19 protein-coding genes are annotated in these 22769 nt (G+C 53.6%); 16 read left to right on the top strand and 3 right to left on the bottom strand.

Annotated elements, in window-relative coordinates; genetic code table 11:
- Window positions 1-151: 151 nt before the first annotated feature.
- Both ubiC and ubiA read left to right on the top strand, forming a co-directional pair.
- Window positions 152-649 carry a chorismate lyase gene (gene ubiC, locus CKO_RS16570; RefSeq protein WP_012134646.1) on the top strand — a complete coding sequence of 166 codons (498 nt, stop codon included), beginning with the start codon at window positions 152-154 and terminating at the stop codon, window positions 647-649.
- A 12-nt stretch (window positions 650-661) separates the two neighbouring features.
- A complete protein-coding gene (gene ubiA, locus CKO_RS16565; protein WP_012134645.1) occupies window positions 662-1531 on the top strand; it encodes a 4-hydroxybenzoate octaprenyltransferase in 870 nt (289 codons plus the stop codon).
- A gap of 91 nt (window positions 1532-1622) precedes the next feature.
- On the opposite strand, the gene plsB is transcribed toward ubiA, so the two are convergent.
- On the bottom strand, window positions 1623-4043 hold the full coding sequence (gene plsB, locus CKO_RS16560) for a glycerol-3-phosphate 1-O-acyltransferase PlsB (RefSeq protein ID WP_024130836.1): 2421 nt from the start codon (window positions 4041-4043) through the stop codon (window positions 1623-1625).
- 170 nt (window positions 4044-4213) lie between these two features.
- Between plsB and CKO_RS16555 the strand changes: the two genes are divergently transcribed.
- The 4 genes from CKO_RS16555 to CKO_RS16540 all read left to right on the top strand — a co-directional run bounded on the left by CKO_RS16555 (window position 4214) and on the right by CKO_RS16540 (window position 7276).
- A complete protein-coding gene (locus tag CKO_RS16555) occupies window positions 4214-4582 on the top strand; it encodes a diacylglycerol kinase (protein ID WP_012134643.1) in 369 nt (122 codons plus the stop codon).
- A gap of 123 nt (window positions 4583-4705) precedes the next feature.
- Window positions 4706-5314: a transcriptional repressor LexA gene (gene lexA / locus CKO_RS16550; protein WP_012134642.1), complete on the top strand. Its 609-nt coding sequence runs from the start codon at window positions 4706-4708 to the stop codon at window positions 5312-5314.
- Window positions 5315-5609: 295 nt separating this feature from the next.
- On the top strand, window positions 5610-6929 hold the full coding sequence (dinF, locus tag CKO_RS16545) for an MATE family efflux transporter DinF (RefSeq protein ID WP_012134640.1): 1320 nt from the start codon (window positions 5610-5612) through the stop codon (window positions 6927-6929).
- Window positions 6930-7066: 137 nt separating this feature from the next.
- Complete coding sequence (locus CKO_RS16540) at window positions 7067-7276, top strand: CsbD family protein (RefSeq protein ID WP_024130835.1); 210 nt, start codon at window positions 7067-7069, stop codon at window positions 7274-7276.
- A 93-nt stretch (window positions 7277-7369) separates the two neighbouring features.
- On the opposite strand, the gene zur is transcribed toward CKO_RS16540, so the two are convergent.
- On the bottom strand, window positions 7370-7885 hold the full coding sequence (gene zur / locus CKO_RS16535; protein ID WP_012134638.1) for a zinc uptake transcriptional repressor Zur: 516 nt from the start codon (window positions 7883-7885) through the stop codon (window positions 7370-7372).
- A 516-nt stretch (window positions 7886-8401) separates the two neighbouring features.
- Here zur and CKO_RS16530 point away from each other — a divergent pair.
- The 5 genes from CKO_RS16530 to pspG all read left to right on the top strand — a co-directional run bounded on the left by CKO_RS16530 (window position 8402) and on the right by pspG (window position 13433).
- The gene (locus CKO_RS16530; protein WP_012134636.1) at window positions 8402-10384 is read left to right on the top strand and encodes an Hcp family type VI secretion system effector; all 1983 of its coding nucleotides are present in this window, start codon (window positions 8402-8404) and stop codon (window positions 10382-10384) included.
- Complete coding sequence (locus tag CKO_RS16525) at window positions 10381-11067, top strand: DUF2931 family protein (protein WP_012134635.1); 687 nt, start codon at window positions 10381-10383, stop codon at window positions 11065-11067. Before CKO_RS16530 ends, CKO_RS16525 begins: the two co-directional genes overlap by 4 nt.
- An 18-nt stretch (window positions 11068-11085) precedes the next feature.
- The gene (locus tag CKO_RS16520; protein ID WP_012134634.1) at window positions 11086-11775 is read left to right on the top strand and encodes a DUF2931 family protein; all 690 of its coding nucleotides are present in this window, start codon (window positions 11086-11088) and stop codon (window positions 11773-11775) included.
- A gap of 215 nt (window positions 11776-11990) precedes the next feature.
- A complete protein-coding gene (gene dusA, locus CKO_RS16515) occupies window positions 11991-13028 on the top strand; it encodes a tRNA dihydrouridine(20/20a) synthase DusA (RefSeq protein WP_012134633.1) in 1038 nt (345 codons plus the stop codon).
- Between the two features lie 162 nt (window positions 13029-13190).
- Window positions 13191-13433, top strand: coding sequence for an envelope stress response protein PspG (gene pspG / locus CKO_RS16510; RefSeq protein ID WP_012134631.1), 243 nt, complete (start codon window positions 13191-13193; stop codon window positions 13431-13433).
- A gap of 176 nt (window positions 13434-13609) precedes the next feature.
- Here the strand turns inward: pspG and CKO_RS16505 are convergent, their stop codons facing one another.
- Window positions 13610-14593 (bottom strand): quinone oxidoreductase, encoded by a 984-nt coding sequence (locus CKO_RS16505; RefSeq protein ID WP_012134630.1) that lies wholly within the window; start codon window positions 14591-14593, stop codon window positions 13610-13612.
- A gap of 81 nt (window positions 14594-14674) precedes the next feature.
- Between CKO_RS16505 and dnaB the strand changes: the two genes are divergently transcribed.
- From dnaB to odhB, 5 genes are all read left to right on the top strand, one after another.
- Window positions 14675-16090 carry a replicative DNA helicase gene (gene dnaB, locus CKO_RS16500; protein WP_012134629.1) on the top strand — a complete coding sequence of 472 codons (1416 nt, stop codon included), beginning with the start codon at window positions 14675-14677 and terminating at the stop codon, window positions 16088-16090.
- Window positions 16091-16234: 144 nt separating this feature from the next.
- A complete protein-coding gene (gene alr, locus CKO_RS16495) occupies window positions 16235-17314 on the top strand; it encodes an alanine racemase (protein ID WP_012134627.1) in 1080 nt (359 codons plus the stop codon).
- A gap of 148 nt (window positions 17315-17462) precedes the next feature.
- A complete protein-coding gene (tyrB, locus tag CKO_RS16490) occupies window positions 17463-18656 on the top strand; it encodes an aromatic amino acid transaminase (protein ID WP_012134626.1) in 1194 nt (397 codons plus the stop codon).
- 175 nt (window positions 18657-18831) lie between these two features.
- Entirely contained in the window at window positions 18832-21576 is a 2745-nt protein-coding gene (locus tag CKO_RS16485) for a 2-oxoglutarate dehydrogenase E1 component (protein ID WP_012134625.1), read from the top strand.
- Between the two features lie 23 nt (window positions 21577-21599).
- A complete protein-coding gene (gene odhB / locus CKO_RS16480) occupies window positions 21600-22763 on the top strand; it encodes a 2-oxoglutarate dehydrogenase complex dihydrolipoyllysine-residue succinyltransferase (RefSeq protein ID WP_012134624.1) in 1164 nt (387 codons plus the stop codon).
- Window positions 22764-22769 lie beyond the last annotated feature (6 nt).

The following is a 22769-nucleotide window of genomic DNA, read 5'->3' as shown; positions in this document are numbered from 1 at the left end:
ACTGGTGCGTCTCCTGGCGCACCTTTTTTTTAGCATTCCATGCGAGTTGTTACACTTCTGTTGCGCAACCGATCACTTAATTATGTTTACGCCTCCCGTAATCTCTTTTCTGCGATACAATGCCTTTACGTTATGAAACGGAGAGTACGGCATGTCACACCCTGCGTTAACGCAACTGCGTGCGCTGCGCTATTTTAAAGAGATTCCTGCGCTGGATTCCCGGTTGCTCGACTGGTTACTTCTGGAAGATTCCATGACCAAACGTTTTGAGCAAGAAGGGAAACGGGTAAGCGTGACATTGCTTCGGGAAGCGTTTGTTGGTCCACATGAAGTGGCTGAAGAGGTGGCGCTGCTACCGGTCGAATCCCGCTACTGGTTACGTGAAATTTTGTTATGTGCAGACGGCGAACCCTGGCTTGCCGGGCGTACCGTCGTGCCTGAATCAACGTTGTGCGGCCCTGAGCTGGCCTTACAAAATCTGGGAAAAACGCCGTTAGGGCGCTACCTGTTTACATCATCAACGTTGACCCGAGATTTTATTGAGATTGGTCGTGATGCCGCACTGTGGGGGCGTCGTTCCCGCCTGCGTCTGAGCGGTAAGCCGCTGATGCTTACCGAGCTGTTTTTGCCCGCATCACCGTTGTATTAAGAGGAAAACAAAATGGAGTGGAGTCTGACGCAGAATAAGCTGTTGGCGTTTCACCGCCTGATGCGTACGGATAAGCCAATCGGCGCCTTACTGCTGCTCTGGCCGACATTATGGGCGCTGTGGGTAGCGACGCCGGGAGTACCGCAACTGTGGATTCTGGCGGTGTTTGTCGCCGGGGTCTGGTTAATGCGCGCCGCCGGTTGCGTGGTCAACGATTATGCCGATCGTAAGTTTGATGGACATGTGAAACGCACGGCCAACCGACCGTTGCCCAGCGGGGCGGTCACGGAGAAAGAGGCGCGCACGCTGTTTGTCGTACTGGTAGCGCTCTCCTTCCTGCTGGTGTTAACGCTGAATACGATGACCATTCTGCTGTCGATTGCGGCGCTGGCGCTGGCGTGGGTCTATCCCTTCATGAAGCGTTACACCCATTTGCCGCAGGTTGTGCTGGGCGCGGCGTTTGGCTGGTCTATTCCTATGGCGTTTGCGGCGGTGAGTGAGTCCGTGCCGCTGAGCTGCTGGCTGATGTTCCTGGCCAATATCCTCTGGGCGGTAGCCTACGACACGCAGTACGCGATGGTTGACCGGGACGACGATCTGAAAATCGGCATTAAATCGACGGCCATTCTGTTCGGGCGACATGACAAACTTATTATCGGGATTTTGCAGATTGCGGTGCTGGCGCTAATGGCGCTGATTGGCTGGCTGAACGGGCTGGGCTGGGGGTATTACTGGTCGGTGCTGGTGGCTGGCGCGCTGTTTGTGTATCAGCAGAAACTGATTGTCGGGCGCGAACGTGAAGCCTGTTTTAAAGCGTTTATGAACAATAACTACGTCGGCCTGGTGCTGTTTTTAGGGCTGGCGATGAGTTACGTTGGTTGAAAAAAAGCCCGGTAGCGCTTACCGGGCCTACATAACATATTGCGCAGAATGTAGGCCGGGTAGGGCGAAGCCGCCACCCGGCTTTTTATTGTCACTCGCCCTGCGTTGCGCTCTCAATGGTCAGACGCACATCCGACGTGATCAAATCGGCCAACATCTGATACACCTTCATCGTCTGCTCAGGCTCGGCGTCTCCGGTATCGCTGATGTATTTCTCATCACGCAGAGTCAGCACCAGAGAACTGAACACCGCTTTATCGAAGAACTCCGGCGCGTTAATGCCGTGCAGAACGGAAAGACGTTGCGCGACCGTGCGGCTCTCTTTTTCCAGCGTACCACGGTTGATCGACGGATTCGCGCTCAACAGCCAGAAGGTGATGGCATAGCGTTGCAGCGTTTCGCGCGCGCCAGCCGCCAGCAGTTGCAGCGTGCGAGAATGTGCCGGATTGATATGCAGCTCATCGTTCTGTACGGCGATCAGCCCCTGACGTTGCATCTCACTGCTCAGCGCGTCAATCACGCTGGCAAGCTCATCGTGTTCCCAACGCAGGAACAGTTCCGCTTTCAGCATCGGATAGAGCACGTCAACATGCTGCATCAGCGCGTCACGCGAGATGTGGCGGTGCTGGGTAATGATGGCCGCCATCAGGGAAGGCAGAACCAGCATATGCGCGATGTTGTTGCGATAGTAGGTCATCAACACGGCCTGCTCGCGCGGCAGAATGATGATATCGCCGATGGTGTCTTTCTCGACCTCAAACTTGTTCATCTGCAAGGCGTGGTCGATCAGTTCACTGGCGCTCTGCGCAGGAACCGTAGAATCCGCCGCGTACGGCACGTTGCGCAGCAGACTCAGATAGCAGTCGAGCTGTTCAGTCAGCTGCTCACGGGTCAGAGAGCGCTGGCGGGAAGCCAGTAGCGCGGTGCAGCACAGGTTCATGGCGTTGGCTGCACCGGCGTTGTTAATGCGCACCATCAGATCGGCGGCAATGTTATTCACCGTCGGTGTCAGCCAGGCCGGGCGGATAGACTCGATAGGATCGATGGATTCACGCCACTCCGGCACATGCTGGTTGAGGTAAGTCATCAATGGCATCGGTTCGCCAAAGTTGACGTAGCCCTGGCCCAGATTACGCAGTTTGCTTAAACCGCGCAGCATCTGCGGCAGGCTCTCTTTCTCTTTCGTCGCGCCACGCAACTCTTTGGCGTAAGTGCCCACTTCCATCACATGCTCATAGCCGATGTAGATCGGCACCAGCGTGATAGGACGCGTGCCGCCGCGCAACATCGCCTGAATGGTCATCGACAGCGTGCCGGTTTTCGGGTCGAGCAGACGACCGGTACGCGATCGACCGCCTTCGACGAAATATTCGACTGAGTAACCACGGCTGAACAGCTCGCCCAGGTATTCACGGAAAACGGTGGAGTAGAGCTTGTTGCCCTTGAAGGTACGACGAATAAAGAACGCGCCCAGACGGCGGAAAATCGGACCCGCCGGCCAGAAGTTCAGGTTGATGCCCGCAGCGATATGCGGCGGCACCAGCCCCTGGTGATACAGCACGTAGGAAAGCAGCATATAGTCCATATGGCTGCGGTGGCAGGGCACATAGACAATTTCATGCCCGTCGTGCGCCAACTGACGAACGCGCTCGGCGTTATGGACGTTAATCCCCTGATAAAGACGGTTCCAGGTAAAGCCCAGAATACGGTCGGTCAGACGGATCATCTCGTAGGAGAAGTTGGCGGCAATCTCTTCCATCAGCGCAATGGCGTTTTGCTGCGCCTTTTCATGGGAGATTTTTTTGCTGCGCGCTTCATCTTCCACGGCGCGAGCGATGGCTTTTGAAGCCAGCAGCTTGTTAAACAGATCCTGACGGGCTGGCAGACGCGGCCCGACCGCCGCCAGACGTTGACGGGCGAAGTGCATACGCGCCACGCGCGCCAGTTTCTGCGCGATTGTCTTGTCAGTGCCGTGTTCGTCAGCCATCCGGCGCAAAGACACGGACGGCGAGAAACGAACAAAGCTGTCGCGTCCCAGCCAGGAGACGGCAAAGAATTTCTGCACGCCGTTCAGCATACGTAAAGGCGGGTTATCTTCTCCTTTTTCGCGCCCCGGAGAGCGGCCAAACATCACCGATACCGGCACCATTTGCACATCCAGATCGGGATTGCTGCGGTGGAGATCGAGATAGTTGTGGAAAAGCTTAATGGACTCTTCTTTTGGCGTGTAATAGGTGAAGACACGCGGCCCGCCGTGAATAAAGACATAACGCGGCAGCAGCGTTCCGTCGATCTCCAGCGGCTCCAGCGGGTCGGGAAGATCGTGCGCCAGACACTGGGCGCGCAGCGTCAGCAGGTCTGCTTTGGAGTTGTACGGCAATACGTACATAATAGGGCGCGATGTATCAAGCCCCAACTCCGGGGCAGGATCTGCCGGAATAGACTTGCTTTTTACCAGCACGCTTAATGGTAAATTCAGTAATTTGTAGTAAATTCGTGGCCAGCCGGACATAAACGATGTAAAGCCTCTGGTTAATAATGCAAATGCGCTGCAAGGATATCAGAAAGTCTGGTGAATTTCTGGTGTATCCCGTCATACTTCGCGCTGCGTTGCCGTCGCCCGAATCATACGGGCCAACGATATAATTTCATTGACGCTAATAATGCAAAAAGGTTCTTTTAATGGCCAATAATACCACTGGATTCACCCGAATCATTAAAGCCGCAGGCTATTCCTGGAAAGGTTTTCGCGCCGCATGGGTCAACGAAGCGGCGTTTCGCCAGGAAAGCATCGCCGTGCTGGCAGGTGTGCTGATTGCCTGCTGGCTGGATGTGGATGCCATTACTCGCGTACTGCTGATTGGTTCTGTGATGCTGGTGATGATTGTTGAAATCCTTAACAGCGCCATTGAAGCTGTTGTTGACCGTATTGGCTCTGAATACCATGAACTCTCCGGTCGCGCGAAGGACATGGGGTCTGCGGCGGTGCTGCTGTCTATTTTCGTCGCGCTGATGACCTGGGGTCTCCTGCTATGGTCACATTTCCGCTAAGGTTTTTTCGATAAAGATTCCATAACGGTATAAAACTCCTGTTTTCTGCGCAGTTTATGGTTCCAAAATCACCTTTAGCTGTATATACTCACAGCATAACTGTATATACACCCAGGGGGCGGAATGAAAGCGTTAACGGCCAGGCAGCAAGAGGTGTTTGATCTCATTCGGGATCACATCAGCCAGACAGGTATGCCACCAACGCGTGCGGAGATCGCGCAGCGTTTGGGGTTCCGTTCCCCAAACGCCGCTGAAGAACACCTGAAAGCGCTGGCGCGTAAAGGGGTGATTGAAATTGTTTCCGGCGCATCGCGCGGTATTCGCCTGCTTCTGGACGAAGAAGAAGGGTTGCCGCTGGTCGGTCGCGTCGCCGCCGGTGAACCGCTGCTGGCGCAGCAGCATATCGAAGGCCATTATCAGGTCGATCCTTCGCTGTTTAAACCCAATGCTGATTTTCTGCTGCGTGTTAGCGGCATGTCGATGAAAGATATCGGAATTATGGACGGCGATCTGCTGGCAGTGCATAAAACCCAGGATGTCCGTAACGGCCAGGTGGTTGTGGCGCGTATTGACGATGAAGTCACGGTAAAACGCCTGAAAAAACAGGGCAATAAAGTTGAACTTTTGCCAGAAAATAGCGAATTTAAACCGATTGTGGTTGACCTGCGTGAGCAGAGCTTCACCATCGAAGGACTGGCGGTAGGCGTTATCCGTAACGGTGAATGGCTGTAATCAGGCGCTGGCACAACGCCTGATGGCGCTGCGCTTATCAGGCCTACAAATATCCCCGTAGGCCGGATAAGGCGTTTATGCCGCCATCTGGCAAATGTGCCCATAGTACCGTAGGCCGGATACGGCGTTTATGCCGCCATCCGGCAAATGTACCCGTAGTACCGTAGGCCGGATAAGGCGTTTACGCCGCCATCCAGCAAATGTACCCATAGTACCGTAGGCCGGATAAGGCATTTATGCCGCCATCCGGCGATTAATCGATTGGTTTATTTGACTTTTTCTCAGGCTCATCTGCATGCCTTTCTTCACATCCTCTGACAAAGCACTCTGGCACCTCGCCTTACCCATGATTTTTTCCAACATCACCGTTCCCTTACTGGGTCTGGTGGATACGGCTGTTATTGGTCATCTCGATAGCCCCGTCTATCTGGGTGGTGTTGCCATTGGCGCAACCGCAACCAGCTTCCTTTTCATGCTGTTGCTCTTCTTACGCATGAGCACTACCGGGTTAACGGCGCAGGCCTTTGGCGCGAAAAATCCGCAAGCGCTGGCGAGAGCGTTGGTGCAACCACTCATCCTGGCGCTGAGCGCGGGGGCGCTGATTGCGCTGCTGCGCACGCCGATTATCGATCTGGCATTGCATATCGTTGGCGGTAGCGAAGCGGTGCTGGAGCAGGCAAGACGCTTTCTGGCGATCCGCTGGCTGAGTGCCCCGGCATCTCTGGCGAATCTGGTTTTGCTTGGTTGGCTGCTTGGCGTTCAGTACGCCCGTGCGCCGGTTATCCTGCTGATTGTCGGGAATATCCTGAACATCGTTCTCGACCTGTGGCTGGTTATGGGGCTGCACATGAACGTGCAGGGGGCTGCGCTGGCGACGGTCATCGCTGAATATGCCACGCTGTTAATTGGTCTGCTGATGGTACGCAAAGTCCTTCGTTTGCGCGGTGTCTCTCCCGGTATGTTGAAACAGGCCTGGCGCGGGAACTTCCGTCGTTTGCTGGCGCTTAATCGCGACATCATGCTGCGTTCGCTGCTGCTGCAACTCTGTTTTGGCGCAATCACGGTACTGGGCGCCCGTATGGGAAGCGATATCATTGCGGTGAATGCCGTTCTTATGACGTTGCTGACCTTTACTGCCTATGCGCTGGACGGCTTTGCCTATGCGGTAGAAGCCCATTCGGGTCAGGCTTATGGCGCGCGGGACGGCAGCCAGCTACTGGACGTATGGCGGGCGGCGTGTCGCCAGTCGGGAATTGTGGCGCTGCTGTTTGCGCTGGTTTATGTGCTGGCGGGTGAGTACATCATCGCACTGCTGACTTCGCTGCCGCAGATTCAGCTTCTGGCCGATCGCTATCTTATCTGGCAGGTGATTCTGCCGTTGGTGGGCGTCTGGTGCTATTTGCTGGACGGTATGTTTATCGGGGCGACGCGGGCGGCTGAAATGCGTAACAGCATGGCTGTCGCCGCAGCCGGGTTTGCGCTCACCCTACTGACGATACCGCTGCTGGGGAACCACGGACTGTGGCTTGCGCTAACCGTTTTTCTGGCGCTTCGTGGGCTTTCTCTGGCATTTATCTGGCGGCGACACTGGCGAAAAGGGACCTGGTTTGCCTGAGTCCGGTGGTTAAAAACTCTGAATTAAAAAACGAAGGCCGAATCACTGACTACAATTAATCTCACGTTCAGCAGAAAACGTAATGCGTTTGAGCGACGTTCTCCCGCTATTCACAACCGAACGATGAGGACTTGATGATGAATAAAGACGAAATCGGCGGCAACTGGAAACAGTTTAAAGGTAAAGTGAAAGAGCAATGGGGCAAACTGACCGATGACGATATGACAGTCATCGAAGGTAAGCGTGATCAACTGGTGGGTAAAGTCCAGGAACGCTATGGTTACGCAAAAGATGAGGCGGAAAAAGAAGTGAAAGAATGGGAAAACCGTAACGACTACCGCTGGTAATCAACTTCTCCTGCCCGTGAGTACAAGGACGTACTCCCCTCTGTTCAACGTACTTGCTTTGGGCGGCGTCTGCGGATTAGCCGCCCGATTTATTTAACGTGGTTTCTTCTTCACCAAAATAGAATGGTCGTGCTGGCACTCGCCGGGGTGGCGACATGCTTCGACTTCCACACACGCCGGGCATAACCCGTGTGCTTCAATCACGTTATGGCGCAGAGCGAACCCCATTTTTGCCGCCAGCGTATGCATAATGTCTTCCACGCCTTCAGCACACTCCTCTTTTACCACACCACAACGGTCGCAGATAAACATGGCCGAGCTATGGGTCGGCTGATCGAACAGGTGACAGAGCACGTAGCTGTTGGTGGATTCGACCTTGTGAACAAAACCCTGCTCAAGCAGAAAATCGAGCGCACGATACACCGTCGGCGGTTTGGCCTGCGGCTCCGTTTCACGCAGCAGATCCAGCAGGTCATAGGCGCTGATCGCGCCTTCCTGCAGACTCATCAGACGCAACACTTCGAGGCGCTGGGGTGTCAGCCGCACATTGCGTTGCGCACAGAGTTTTTCAGCTTGCGCTAAAAGCTCTTGCGTGGTGGTCTTTTCCATGTGGCACCTCGGATTGCGTGAAAGGTCAATCTTCTACTTTACCATGTTCTGCGTAAAACGCCGAGAAGCAGCTCATAACACAGCCCTGGTTGCTACACATAACCGTTTTATGCAAAAAGCAATACCTGCACGGCGGCGCGTCTGTCACTGGTTTCTGTAAGTGGGTAAATTGAACCGGGAGGAATAGCCCATAAAGTCACTGGTTTCACCCGGTGGTATTATTTTCTATCATTGAACGGTTATCTATTAACGCTAATCGTATTATTAAAATCGCTCAGTAAAATTATCATGAAACTTAAGTGAGGGCCTGTTATAAGGGTTTAATGTGATGCTTATGAGAATTTTATGATATTCATGTTCAGTATGCTTTAAGGGTATTTATTGTTCTGCTTTTTATTTGCGACATTATTATTCTTAAATTGTGGTGGCAATACGTTATTTCTTGACGATGCACAAAATATCATTGTCCCCAGAGAATTACTCTCATAAAAGTGGTGTAATAAATCAGGGGCACAAATGGGTGATATTATTTATGTAACCATTGAGGGTGAGCATCAAGGGGATATTTCCTCTGGTTGTGGAACCACAACTTCAGTGGGGAATCGTTGGCAGCAGGGACATGAAGATGAAATTTTCGTTTTTAGCCTTACGCAGGGGATATCAAACACTGGAATGGGGGTGAAGCATCAGGGGCTGTCCTTTAGTAAAGTAATTGACAGGGCGTCACCGTTACTGACAAATGCGATCAATAATAATGAAAATCTTAAAATGCGCTTTGATATTTATCGGATCAATAGATTTGGCCGGTGGGAGAAGTATTATGTCATTAAACTGAGAGGGGCAAGATTAAATCGGCTGGTATCTGAATCACGGCAAAATAGTTTGGATTATGAATATATTTCGCTGGATTATGATTATATTCATTGTCAGCATCTTCTCGCTGGTACTGAGTTCGATTACCTTGTCACGCCTGAACGATATAATCAGCTTTTTCCAGTGGCGCAGGTTATATCTCCTCCCCCGGAGCCGGAGAAACGAAAGGTCACGCTGGTGCTGGGGATCTTCTTCGACGGCACGGGCAATAACGCGGTCAATACGCGAAATATGCTGGCGGCTTGTACCGCGCAGCATTTTGACATTGATAGCCCTGATGCGGAAATAATTCTCCAAAAGAGTGCTTCCGAAAAAATGGGGCTGAGTGGTACAGAGGCAACCAGCTACTACGGGTACTATACAAATATACACTGGCTAAATGAGCTATACCTGAAAAGGTATCCTCCCGATGGGCATTATATTCAGTATGCCGTATATATTGAGGGTATAGGTACGCAAGCTGGTGAAGCGGACAGCATGATCGGCTTAGGGCTTGGCACGTCTGATTACGGTGTAATCGCTAAAACTGACGATGCGGTAGCGCAACTGGCTGAAGCAATAAAGGCCACAATACGTATGTTGAAGGGCAAATTTATTATTGAGAACTTGCTGTTTGATATTTTCGGCTTCAGCCGCGGTGCGGCAGCGGCTCGTCATTTTGCTAATCGCGTACAGTCAGAAGACGGCGCAATTATAAATGCCATTAATGCTGGCATGGTAAAACAGGTCTACACGGGGAAACCTGCAGGAAAGACCCGCTTTATGGGTATTTTTGATACCGTCACGGCCGTTGGAACTCCCTTTAATGGTCTGAATCCACACAGCGCTGATACGGGCGACGTCAATATTCGTTTGCGGCCCGGCGTGGCGCAAAAAGTTTTCCATATCACCGCTCAGCATGAATGTCGCTATAACTTTGCGCTTAACAGCGTGGCGCCTGCCTGGCCGGAGATAACCTTACCCGGAGTGCATTCCGACATCGGCGGCGGTTACCTGCCTAAAACGCGTGAGGATCTGTTTCTTACCCGCCCGCAGGTTGACACTTTACCATCAAATCAACCTGATGAACGTTCCGGTGCTTACCGGAAGACCATGGCACAACTACCGGTTCTGGAAGCCTCTCCTGCTATCGCACCGATTATGCGTACTAATGAAATCACCCCTGAAGTTTGGTCAGACGACTACGCCGCTACCGACCGTTATGGTCAGATGCAAAAGCGCAGCTTTGCCGCACTGACGATGCGCCAGCGCATTGTCCGAAATGACTGGTCGAAGGTAATTCTGCGGGTGATGGTCGATGCGGCGAAGGAGGCGGGGGTGATGTTTAATGAGAACCTGGAAGTGGATGAACTTAAAATTCCTGCTGATCTTTCTCTCTTCCTGGAACGTGCAATTTCAATGGGAAAATCTGCACGCTTGAGACGGCCAACTATCGGGTTCACTAAGCAGGACATTGAAATTATTGCCAAAACCTATATCCACTGTTCAGCAAACTGGAATGCCGTCGCCGTAAGTAAAACGGGTAAACCACAAGGCGGGGCTTCTGCTTCTGAAACGATCGGTTTCGTTAACCGGCCTGATGCGGGATGGCTCAGAACAATTTACAACATGGACGGGAAACAATGATGAATGCACGACGGTTACATATCCTGGCAGTCCTGCTGGCGCTGGCGGGGTGCAGTCACCCGCAGACGTATCCCTTACAGTCGAAGCAGGCTGCCAGCGGCGACTGGACATTGCCCTACGGGAAAGGGAGTTTTTCTTTTATCACCCCTTGGGCATTACCCGCGCGGGTAAGACATGCACGGGTAATTGATACCGACGGGTATCTTTATACCTTTTACACGCTGGACTCAACATCCCGTGACCCAGTTTCCATTGATAAATGGGGCGATATTTTGTATGGCGGAAGCGTTAACTTCAATAAAATCAACAAGCCTCCGCAGTTTATTGTGTTCTGCTGGGATTCATTCATCGATCGCCGGACTTATGAAACCCGCGTGATATTTTCACCCGCAATGTGGCAGCGTATGAAGACACCTGCCGATCATCTGTTTGGTGGGGAGCCTCTGTGGTACAACAATATCCTGTTCGGCCTTGCGCCTGGCGGCAAGGTCAGGATCTGGTTCCCTGATGCAGGAGATTATCCTGCCATTCCTGTAACACCCCGGAAAATCCATACCCTGTCGGGTAATGAACTGACGATCTGTAAGGAGGGGGCAAACAGCGACTTTCTGCGCGAATACCGTTATTCCAGCGACACAGAAGCGTTTATCAAAGGAAAAACCTACCCCTACGGGGAGTGGTAATAACAGGGACAGGAAACAATGATGAACACACGACGGTTATATATTCTGGCAGTCCTGCTGGTGCTGGCGGGGTGCAGTCACCCGCAGATGTATCCCTTACAGTCGAAACAGGCCGCCAGCGGCGACTGGTCTTTACCCTACGGTAAATGGAGTTTTTCTTTTATCACCCCCTGGCAGTTACCTGCAGATGTAACACAAGCGCGGATAATTGATACTGACGGGTATCTCTATACTTTTAACACGGTTGACCATACGGACAGAGATCCGGATTCAGTTAACAAATGGAAGACAAATCTCCATAGGGGAGGGGTGACTTTTAACAAAGTTAATAAACCGCCACAGTATATGATCTTCTGTTGGGATTCGCTCATTGACCATCAGACCTACGAAACCCGCGTGATGTTTTCTCCTGCCATATGGCAGAGGATGAAGACCCCAGCAGACCATACTGATCGTTCAGGAGATCCTTTCTGGTACAACAATATTCTGTTCGGCCTTGCGCCTGGTGGCAAGGTCAGGATCTGGTTCCCTGATGTGGGCGATTATCCTGCCATCCCCGTAACGCCCCGGAAAATCCACACCCTGTCGGGTAATGAACTGACGATCTGTAAGGAGGGGGCAAACAGCGGCTTTCTGCGCGAATACCGTTATTCCAGCGATACAGAAGCGTTTATCAAAGGAAAAACCTACCCCTACGGGGAGTGGTAATAACATGGATGGGAAACAATGATGAACGCACGAACAGTTATGATTCAGGCATTATTTCTCATGGCATCTTTTTAACCTCAATGTGCCATCTGCGTGCGGGTGTTTCTCTATGCTATAGTAGGCCATATCTCATTCCATTCTCCTCTGTAGGCTCCCATTTTTAGGGGGCCTGTCAGGGGTACCGAGAATGCAAAAATACGTTAAAAAGTTTAAAAATGCATCAAAATAAAGAGTCACAAAACACGTTGCAAACCAACGTGATGCCAGAGAAATTAGCCCTGTACCCTGCTCATCGTTTTTCTATCGCGCCGATGCTCGACTGGACGGACAGACATTGCCGCTACTTCCTGCGTCTGCTGTCTCGCCAGACGTTGCTCTATACCGAGATGGTAACAACCGGGGCGATCATTCATGGCAAAGGCGACTATCTGGCATACAGCGAGGAAGAGCATCCGGTGGCGTTGCAGCTTGGCGGCAGCGATCCGGCTGCGCTGGCGCAATGTGCGAAACTGGCGCAGGCGCGAGGATATGACGAAATTAACCTTAACGTAGGCTGCCCGTCTGACCGTGTACAAAACGGCATGTTTGGCGCCTGTCTGATGGGAAATGCGCAACTGGTGGCGGATTGCGTGAAGGCGATGCGGGATGTAGTGTCGATCCCGGTAACGGTCAAAACCCGTATCGGTATTGACGATCAGGATAGCTACGAATTTCTCTGTGACTTCATCAATACGGTCGCCGGTAAAGGCGAATGCGAGATGTTTATTATCCACGCGCGCAAGGCCTGGCTCTCCGGGCTTAGCCCGAAGGAAAACCGCGAGATCCCGCCGCTGGATTACCCGCGCGTTTACCAGTTAAAGCGTGACTTCCCGCATCTGACCATGTCCATCAACGGCGGTATTACGTCGCTGGAAGAGGCGAAAGCGCATCTGGAGCATATGGATGGCGTGATGATCGGGCGCGAAGCCTATCAAAACCCGGGTATTCTGGCCTCCGTTGACCGTGAGATCTTTGGCGCGACCACGGCGGATGCCGATCCTGTGGCTGTCGTTCGCGCCATGTATCCGTACATTGAGCGTGAACTGAGCCAGGGGACATACCTCGGGCATATTACCCGTCATATGCTGGGGCTGTTTCAGGGGATTCCTGGCGCGCGCCAGTGGCGCCGTTATCTGAGCGAAAATGCCCATAAAGCAGGCGCCGACATTGACGTGCTGGAACATGCGCTGAAACGGGTGGCGGATAAGCGTTAAGTTCTCACTAAAAGTTAGTCAATTTCACCACGCCCTGCGCACAGTCGCGGGGCGTTTTGTTTGCAAATCAATAGATTAATTTTGGCATGTTTATTGTAATGGTCTGAATATGTCGGCCCGCAAAGCGCTACGCCACCGGGCATTCCATATTCAGGGGGAATCATGCTGGAACTACTTTTTGTGATGGGCTTTTTTATCATGCTGATGGCCACCGGCGTGTCATTGTTGGGAATTCTGGCCGCGCTGATGGTGGCGACCGCCGTGATGTTCCTGGGCGGGATGTTTGCGTTGGTGATCAAACTGCTGCCGTGGTTGCTGTTGGCTGTTGCCGTGGTGTGGGTCATCAAAGCGGTAAAAACGCCAAAAATCCCACAGTATCAGCGCAATAACCGTCGGTTTTACTAAGGTATTGTGCAGAGGATCACAACCTGTAACTTTCTTCTTAGAAGCAAATAGGAATTGATTATCAAATCTGTCACTATTGCGCGGCTAATGAATTCATCGAGCTGTACCCTACATACAGCCGAACTAAAAAAGAAAGGGCTTCCCATGTGGAAGCCCTAATTCTTTTCCCCGTCATACTACGGAATGAGCAGGCTCGATCCCTGCGTTGCCCGGCTTTCCAGCACCTCATGCGCGCGCTGCGCATCTTTCAACGCGTATTTCTGATTCTCCGCGACCTCGACTTTTATCACGCCGCTGGCAATCAGTGAAAACAGCTCGTTGCTGGCTTCGGTCAATTCATCGCGACTGGTGATATAACCCTGAAGAGAAGGGCGAGTGACGTACAGCGAGCCTTTTTGGTTCAGGATGCCTAAGTTAACGCCGGTCACCGGGCCGGAAGCGTTACCAAAACTCACCATCAGCCCCCGGCGTTGCAGGCAATCCAGCGACGCTTCCCAGGTATCTTTCCCGACTGAATCGTAAACCACCCGTACTTTTTTACCGCCGGTAATCTCTTTCACCCGTTCAGCGATATTTTCTTCACGATAGTTAATCACTTTCCATGCGCCAGCCTGTAAGGCAATTTGCGCTTTCTGCGCGCTGCCTACCGTGCCGATAAGTTTCGCGCCCAGCGCTTTGGCCCACTGGCAGGCTATAAGGCCCACGCCCCCGGCGGCGGCATGGAACAAAAACGGTTCGTCGGGTTTAACCTCATAGGTTTTGCGCAGCAGATAAAAGACCGTTAATCCTTTCAGAAAAGAGGCGGCAGCCTGCTCGAAAGAGATCGCTTTAGGGAGAATGGCGGCCTTATCGGCGGGAACATTGTGTACCGAACTGTAAGCCCCGAGCGCAGACTGGGCATAAACGACGCGGTCGCCCGCTTTAATATGTTTAACGTTGCTGCCGACTTTACTCACCACGCCAGCCGCTTCAGTGCCCAACCCGCTGGGCAGGGATGGCGGTGGATAGAGCCCGCTGCGAATATAGGTATCAATGTAGTTGATGCCAATCGCTTTATTTTCGACCTGGATTTCGTTTTCCGCCGGGTCTACAGGGGTAAAGTCCACTGCTTTCAGGACGTCAGGGCCACCGTGCTTGTGAAATTCAATTCGTGTTGCCATGCTTCCTCCAGAACGTATCGTAAGGGTCCACTTATATGGTAAAGTTTCGACCCATTCTTTATCTCGGTAACTCCATTCACTATGGCAGGAAATAAACCCTTCAACAAACAACAGACTGATGCGCGTGACCGTGATTTGCAGGTTGACGGGCTGAAAGTGCCGCCGCACTCGATTGAAGCGGAACAGTCGGTGTTGGGCGGTTTAATGCTGGATAACGAACGCTGGGACGATGTCGCCGAACGCGTAGTGGCGGATGACTTTTATACCCGGCCGCACCGGCATATTTTTACCGAAATGCACCGTTTGCAGGAGATGGGGAAGCCCATTGACCTGATCACGCTGGCGGAGTCGCTGGAAATTCAGGGGCAACTGGACAGCGTTGGCGGTTTTGCTTACCTGGCGGAGTTATCCAAAAATACGCCAAGTGCGGCGAACATCAGCGCTTATGCGGATATTGTCCGCGAACGTGCCGTTGTTCGCGATATGATTTCCGTCGCCCATGAAATTGCCGATGCGGGTTACGATCCGCAGGGGCGCAACAGCGACGAGCTGCTGGATCTCGCGGAATCTCGCGTTTTCCAGATTGCGGAAAACCGCGCCAATAAAGACGAAGGCCCGAAAAGCATCGATCAAATCCTCGATGCGACCGTGGCGCGCATTGAAACCCTTTTCCAGCAGCCGCATGACGGTGTGACAGGGGTCGATACCGGTTATCAGGACTTAAACAAAAAAACCGCCGGTTTGCAGCGCTCGGATCTGATCATCGTAGCGGCGCGTCCGTCGATGGGTAAAACGACATTTGCGATGAACCTCTGCGAAAACGCCGCGATGTTGCAGGAGAAACCGGTACTGATCTTCAGTCTGGAGATGCCCGGCGAACAGATTATGATGCGTATGCTGGCGTCGCTGTCGCGCGTGGACCAGACGCGCATTCGTACGGGTCAACTGGATGACGAAGACTGGGCGCGTATTTCCGGTACGATGGGCATCCTGCTGGAGAAGCGCAATATGTATATTGACGATTCATCCGGCCTGACGCCGACGGAAGTTCGCTCGCGCGCCCGTCGTATCTACCGTGAACATGGCGGATTAAGTCTGATCATGATCGACTACCTGCAACTGATGCGCGTACCGTCGCTCTCCGATAACCGTACACTGGAAATCGCGGAAATCTCCCGCTCGCTGAAAGCGCTGGCAAAAGAGCTACAGGTGCCGGTGGTGGCGCTGTCGCAGCTTAACCGCTCTCTGGAACAACGCGCCGATAAACGCCCGGTCAACTCGGATCTGCGTGAATCCGGCTCCATCGAGCAGGATGCCGACTTGATCATGTTTATCTATCGTGACGAGGTTTATCACGAAAACAGCGACTTAAAAGGCATCGCAGAAATTATTATTGGTAAACAACGTAACGGCCCAATCGGTACGGTACGTCTGACGTTTAACGGGCAATGGTCGCGTTTCGATAACTATGCGGGACCGCAATACGACGACGAGTAAATCTCCTTCATCATTCACGCCGCAGATGCGTTGACTGCGCCCGCTTATCCCTTCGGGAACAGCGCCGGCGCTGTTCAAAAACGCCAGAGCGTTTTTGTCCTGCAACGCGAATGATTTTGGCGATTCTTTTTATAAGGAATTCAAATGCAAGCGGCAACTGTAGTCATTAACCGCCGCGCTCTGCGACACAATCTGCAACGTCTGCGTGAACTGGCGCCTGCCAGCAAGCTGGTTGCGGTCGTGAAAGCGAACGCTTACGGACACGGTCTTCTGGAGACCGCGCGAACGCTCCCTGATGCCGACGCTTTCGGCGTCGCCCGCCTTGAAGAAGCCCTGCGCCTGCGGGCGGGCGGGATCACGCAGCCCATTCTGTTGCTGGAAGGTTTTTTTGAAGCCACCGATCTGCCAGTCATCTCTGCGCAGCATCTGCATACCGCCGTGCATAACGAAGAACAGCTTGCCGCGCTGGAAGCCGCCGGGCTGGATGAGCCGGTAACGGTGTGGATGAAACTGGATACGGGAATGCATCGTCTGGGCGTGCGTCCTGAAAAAGCCGAAGCGTTTTATCAACGGCTTACGCAGTGTAAAAACGTGCGCCAGCCGGTAAATATCGTCAGCCATTTTGCCCGCGCCGATGAGCCGGAATGCGGCGCGACCGAGCAGCAACTCGATATTTTTAATACCTTCTGCGAAGGTAAACCGGGGCAACGCTCCATCGCCGCTTCCGGCGGCATCCTGCTGTGGCCGCAGTCTCATTTTGACTGGGCGCGACCGGGCATCATCCTCTATGGCGTCTCGCCGCTGGAAAATCAGTCCACTGGCGAAGATTTTGGCTGCCAGCCGGTCATGTCGCTAATCTCCAGCCTCATTGCCGTTCGCGAGCATAAAGCGGGCGAACCGGTGGGTTACGGCGGCACATGGATCAGCGAGCGCGATACGTGTCTGGGCGTGGTTGCTATGGGCTATGGCGACGGTTATCCGCGCGCGGCGCCGTCCGGTACGCCGGTGCTGGTTAATGGTCGGGAAGTGACGATTGTTGGTCGCGTGGCGATGGACATGATCTGCGTCGATTTAGGCCCTCAGGCGCAGGACAAAGCAGGCGATCCGGTCATTTTGTGGGGTGAAGGTCTGCCCGTTGAGCGCATTGCGGAAATGACAAAAGTGAGTGCTTACGAACTTATCACACGCCTGACATCAAGGGTTGCGATGAAGTACATCGATTAAATGCGTGCCGGGTGGCGCATTGATCCCAGGCCGGATAAGGCGGATACCCCGCCATCCGGCGATATTCACATCAACATCCTCTCGATCTTCTCTCGCTTCCGGTTTATTGTGTTTTAACCCCCTGCCTGTAAACCTGGAGAACCACAGCGTGTTTCAAAAAGTTGACGCCTACGCTGGCGACCCGATTCTTTCGCTTATGGAGCGTTTCAAAGAGGATTCGCGTAGCGACAAAGTGAATCTCAGCATCGGTCTGTATTACAACGAAGAGGGCATCATTCCTCAGCTTAAAGCCGTTGCCGAAGCGGAAGCCCGGATTAATGCACAGCCGCACGGAGCGTCGCTGTACCTGCCAATGGAAGGTCTCAATACCTATCGCCATACCATTGCGCCGTTGCTGTTTGGCGCCGATCATCCGGTTCTTCAGCAGCAACGCGTGGCGACAATTCAGACGCTGGGCGGTTCCGGCGCGCTGAAGGTAGGGGCGGATTTCCTGAAGCGTTATTTTCCTGAATCCGCCGTGTGGGTCAGTGACCCGACCTGGGAAAACCACATCGCAATTTTTGAAGGCGCTGGTTTCGAAGTAAGTACTTACCCCTGGTATGACAACGCCACTAACGGCGTGCGTTTCAACGACTTGCTGGCGACCCTCAACACCTTGCCTGCTCGCAGCATTGTGCTGCTGCATCCGTGCTGCCATAACCCGACCGGTGCTGATTTAACCCATTCGCAGTGGGACGCGGTTATTGAGATCCTGAAAGCGCGCGAGTTGATTCCGTTCCTCGACATTGCCTATCAGGGATTTGGCGCCGGTATGGAAGATGATGCCTACGCGATTCGCGCCATTGCCAGCGCCGGATTACCCGCGCTGGTCAGTAACTCTTTCTCGAAGATCTTCTCGCTGTATGGCGAACGTGTGGGCGGGCTTTCGGTGGTCTGTGAAGACGCTGAGGCCGCAGGCCGCGTGTTGGGTCAGCTCAAAGCCACCGTGCGCCGTAACTACTCCAGCCCGCCGAATTTTGGCGCGCAGGTGGTTGCCGCCGTACTGAACGATGAGGCGCTAAAAGCCAGCTGGCTGGCGGAAGTGGAAGCAATGCGTACGCGTATCCTGGCGATGCGTCAGGAACTGGTGAATGTCCTGAACGCCGAGATACCGGGCCGTAACTTTGATTATCTGCTGCAACAGCGCGGCATGTTCAGCTATACCGGCCTGAGCGTTGCACAGGTGGACCGTCTGCGTGATGAGTTCGGCGTCTACCTGATCGCCAGCGGACGCATGTGCGTGGCGGGTCTGAATTCCGGCAATGTCCAGCGCGTGGCGAAGGCGTTTGCTGCGGTGATGTAACACTTCTTATCCTGGATCCGGGTGTGCTTATTGCCAGACATCCGGCTTAAACCTGTCCCTGTTTCCGCTCACCTTTTTTCTTCTGATCTTAGTTAATTAAATTAATATCAATAACTTATGTTGTTGGTATGGATGCTGCATAACATCGACAGGTTATGACCATCAGGAGAATAACATGGAGAACACAACCTCGCCCGATGCATTGCTAAACGCTGACAATGCCAGCTGGCTTGAAGAACACTACCGGACCTGGCTGCGTTCGCCAGAGATGGTTCCTGAAGACTGGCGGCGCTTTTTTCTTACAGAAGAGTTCCTCTCTGACGACAGTGCCGCCACGAGCAACGTGACAGGCACAACGATCAAAAAACAGGCAGCGGTAACGCAGTTGATCCAGGCCTGGCGAAATCTCGGACATTTGCGTGCGAAACTCGATCCGCTGGACATGATGCAACCCCCTGATGTGCCTCAACTGACGCCTGCGTTCTGGGGGTTAACGGCGGAGGATTTAAATCAGGAATTTAGTGCTGCTTTTGGCGGACGCCATACCCAAATGCCGCTCAAACAAATCATCGCCATGCTGGAACAAGCGTGGGCTGGCAGTTGCGCATATGAACTGGCGCATCTGGATAATAGTGACGAGATTGCCTGGTTACTGGAGCGTATTGAGCGCGGCAACGTCCCCGCGCCGGATGCGCAAACTTGCATGCTCCGCTTTGAAAAACTGGTGGCGGCGGAAACTCTGGAACGTTATCTGCACACTCGTTACGTCGGTCAAAAACGTTTCTCGCTTGAAGGCGGCGAAAGTGCGATCTCCGCGCTGAATACGCTGGCGCTGCACGTGCGTGAACAGGGCGTGGACGAACTGGTCATTGGTATGGCGCATCGTGGGCGGCTAAATGTGCTGGTCAATTTACTGGGTAAAGATCCGGCCCAGCTCTTTGCCGAATTTGAAGGTAAACAGGCCATTGGCGAAGGTTCCGGTGACGTAAAGTATCACATGGGCTATTCCTGCAATATGCAAACGCCTGTGGGAGCGCTGCATATCGCGCTGGCCTATAACCCATCTCACCTGGAAATCGTCAACCCGGTGGTGCTTGGGCAGGTTAGGGCGCGACAGAACCGGCGTGGCGAAAAGGGGCAGACAAAGGTGATGGGCGTGCTGATCCACGGTGATTCGGCGCTGGGCGGTCTTGGCGTTAATCAGGCCACCTTTAATCTGTCGCAGACGCGCGGCTATGGCACTGGCGGGACAATTCATCTGGTCATTAATAATCAGGTCGGATTTACCACTTCTCATTTACAGGATATGCGTTCATCCCGTTATTGCACCGACATCGCCAAAATGGCGGCGGCACCGGTAATTCATGTGAACGGTGACGATGTGGACGCCGTCTGCGAGGCGATAACGCTGGCCTGCGACTGGCGCAATATTTTCCACCGCGACATCATTGTTGATCTGGTTTGCTTCCGTAAGCTAGGTCATAACGAAAGCGATGAACCCCGTCTGACCCAACCGCAAATGTATCAGGCAGTGGACTCCCACCCGGGTATGCGTACCCGCTACGGCGACGCGTTGATCCAGCGTGGCGTACTGACCCCCGCGCAGCAGGAGCAAAAAATCAACGAATACCGTGACTGGCTGGATGCCTGCCAGAAACGCGATCCGCTGCCGACACCGGATTCCACACATCCGTTTAGCGCTAATTGGGATGGTTTAACCAATCCGCAGTGGAGCGTACAGCCAGAAACCGGGCTGTCATGTGAAGAATTGTCTTATTACGGCAACATCATTACCACGCTGCCGGACGAGGTGACCGCCCATCCTACGCTCAAACGTCAGCTTGCCTTGCGCAAAGAGATGACCGCAGGCGTACAGCCAGTCGATTGGGGGATGGCGGAGATGCTGGCCTATGCCTCGCTGGTGGATAATGGATTTGGCGTGCGTTTGTCCGGTGAAGATTCGGGGCGCGGCACGTTCAGTCATCGTCATGCCGTTGTGCATAATCAGGCGCAAGCCGGTTGTTGGCTGCCATTGCAACATATCCGCGAGGGGCAAGCGCCTTTCGAGGTCTTTGATTCGGTACTGAATGAAGAGGCGATGCTGGCCTGGGAGTATGGCTATTCCACCTCTGCACCACAGCAACTGGTTATCTGGGAAGCGCAGTTTGGTGATTTTGCCAACGGCGCGCAGGTGGCTATCGACCAGTTTATCTCTTCAGGCGAAACCAAGTGGGGACGCTATAGCGGCTTAACCATTCTGCTGCCTCACGGCTACGATGGACAGGGGCCGGAGCATTCCTCCGCCCGCCCTGAACGTTGGCTACAGCTTTGCGCGGAACACAACATGCACGTTGTTGTACCAGGTGAATCCGCACAAATGTTCCACCTGTTACGCGGGCAGGTTTTACGTTCTGCGCGCAAGCCATTGGTGGTGTTTGTGAGTAAGCGCTTGCTGCGTTTTAAAGGCGCGATGAGCGAACTCTCGCAATTTAGCGCAGGGATGTTCAGGCCTGTGATTACCGATGCTTATCCACACGATCCGGCACTGGTCAAACAGGTCATTCTGTGTAGCGGCCAGGTCTATTACGACGCATTAGACGCCCGCAAGCAGCGTGGCCTCGAAGACAGTGTGGCAATTGTGCGTGTGGAACAACTTTATCCATTCCCGACTGACGAGCTGAACGCAGCGCTGGCGCAGTGGCGGCACTGCCCGCACTGGGTCTGGCTGCAGGAGGAACCTGAAAATCAGGGCGCATGGCGGCAAATTCGTCACGAACTGGCGTCGCTGACGCTGGAGAACCCGGACTGGCGTTACGCGGGGCGTCCGGCGGCTGCCGCGCCAGCGACAGGCTATGGGCGCGTGCATAAACAACAAATTGACGATTTTCTTGCGGATGCGTTCGCTCCCGTCCAGCCATAAAAAAATAACAAGGAAAAGATCTGATGATTGAAATTACTGTCCCTCAACTACCGGAATCAGTGACGGAAGGCACGCTGACGGCATGGTGTAAAAACGAAGGTGATTTCGTGCGTCGCGACGAGGTGGTGGCGGAACTGGAAACCGATAAAGTGATCCTCGAAATCCCCGCGCCGCAGGACGGCTTGCTGGCAAAGATTATGGTCAGCGAAGGCAGTTCCGTAGTTTCCGCGCAGCGACTGGCGCAACTGACGCCGCAGGCGGCGGGTACGGAATCAGCCGCTACATCTGTCGAACCGCCCGCCGCCATGCCTGCCGCTCGGCTTGAAGCGCAACGCAGCGATGTGGATCTTGCTGCTGTGACCGGAAGCGGACGTCAGGGACGTATTCTGAAAGAGGATGTATTGCAACATGCGCAATCTGTTGCCCCGGCAACCGCGCCAGTGGTTCCAGCCCCGGTGATGCCACGTCGGCCCACGTCAATGGGGGCTCGCGAGGAGCGCCGTGAGCCGATGTCTCGTTTACGCTTGCGTATCGCTGAGCGTTTGCTGGCTTCACAGCGGGATAATGCCATTCTGACGACCTTCAACGAAGTCAACATGCAGAATGTGATGGATCTGCGTGCTCGCTGGAAGGATCGTTTTGCGGAAAAACATGGCGTGAAGCTGGGCTTTATGTCGTTCTTTGTCAAAGCTGTCACCCGCGCGCTTGAGCGTTTCCCGATAGTCAATGCCAGCGTAGACGGCAACGATATTCTCTGGCACGACTACTGCGATATTGGCATTGCGGTGAGCAGCAATCGCGGCCTGGTTGTGCCGGTACTGCGCGATGCGCAAACTTTATCACTGGTTGAAATCGAACGGCAAATCGCTGATTACGCCGCGCTGGCGCGTGCCGGAAAACTGCCGCTGGAAGCGTTACAGGGCGGTACGTTTTCTGTCACCAACGGCGGTACGTTTGGCTCAATGATGTCCACGCCCATCATCAACCCACCGCAGTCCGCCATTCTCGGTATGCACGCCATTACACCGCGTCCGGTAGTGGAAAAGGGTCAGGTGGTGATCCGCCCAATGATGTATCTCGCGCTGAGTTACGACCATCGCATTATTGATGGCCAAGAAGCGGTACAGACGCTGGTTGCAATCCGCGAACTGCTGGAAGCACCGGAACAGCTGTTGCTGGACCTGTAAGGAGAA

Source organism: Citrobacter koseri ATCC BAA-895, from assembly GCF_000018045.1.
Lineage (GTDB): Bacteria > Pseudomonadota > Gammaproteobacteria > Enterobacterales > Enterobacteriaceae > Citrobacter_B > Citrobacter_B koseri.
Note: the sequence above shows the minus strand (reverse complement) of the source record. Positions and strands in the feature narration are given on the sequence as shown.

Coding starts and splice junctions, on each gene's coding strand:
- ubiC (WP_012134646.1), top strand. CDS start 152: ATGTCACACCCTGCGTTAACGCAACTGCGTGCGCTGCGCTATTTTAAA.
- ubiA (WP_012134645.1), top strand. CDS start 662: ATGGAGTGGAGTCTGACGCAGAATAAGCTGTTGGCGTTTCACCGCCTG.
- plsB (WP_024130836.1), bottom strand. CDS start 4,043: ATGTCCGGCTGGCCACGAATTTACTACAAATTACTGAATTTACCATTA.
- CKO_RS16555 (WP_012134643.1), top strand. CDS start 4,214: ATGGCCAATAATACCACTGGATTCACCCGAATCATTAAAGCCGCAGGC.
- lexA (WP_012134642.1), top strand. CDS start 4,706: ATGAAAGCGTTAACGGCCAGGCAGCAAGAGGTGTTTGATCTCATTCGG.
- dinF (WP_012134640.1), top strand. CDS start 5,610: ATGCCTTTCTTCACATCCTCTGACAAAGCACTCTGGCACCTCGCCTTA.
- CKO_RS16540 (WP_024130835.1), top strand. CDS start 7,067: ATGAATAAAGACGAAATCGGCGGCAACTGGAAACAGTTTAAAGGTAAA.
- zur (WP_012134638.1), bottom strand. CDS start 7,885: ATGGAAAAGACCACCACGCAAGAGCTTTTAGCGCAAGCTGAAAAACTC.
- CKO_RS16530 (WP_012134636.1), top strand. CDS start 8,402: ATGGGTGATATTATTTATGTAACCATTGAGGGTGAGCATCAAGGGGAT.
- CKO_RS16525 (WP_012134635.1), top strand. CDS start 10,381: ATGATGAATGCACGACGGTTACATATCCTGGCAGTCCTGCTGGCGCTG.
- CKO_RS16520 (WP_012134634.1), top strand. CDS start 11,086: ATGATGAACACACGACGGTTATATATTCTGGCAGTCCTGCTGGTGCTG.
- dusA (WP_012134633.1), top strand. CDS start 11,991: ATGCATCAAAATAAAGAGTCACAAAACACGTTGCAAACCAACGTGATG.
- pspG (WP_012134631.1), top strand. CDS start 13,191: ATGCTGGAACTACTTTTTGTGATGGGCTTTTTTATCATGCTGATGGCC.
- CKO_RS16505 (WP_012134630.1), bottom strand. CDS start 14,593: ATGGCAACACGAATTGAATTTCACAAGCACGGTGGCCCTGACGTCCTG.
- dnaB (WP_012134629.1), top strand. CDS start 14,675: ATGGCAGGAAATAAACCCTTCAACAAACAACAGACTGATGCGCGTGAC.
- alr (WP_012134627.1), top strand. CDS start 16,235: ATGCAAGCGGCAACTGTAGTCATTAACCGCCGCGCTCTGCGACACAAT.
- CKO_RS16485 (WP_012134625.1), top strand. CDS start 18,832: ATGGAGAACACAACCTCGCCCGATGCATTGCTAAACGCTGACAATGCC.
- odhB (WP_012134624.1), top strand. CDS start 21,600: ATGATTGAAATTACTGTCCCTCAACTACCGGAATCAGTGACGGAAGGC.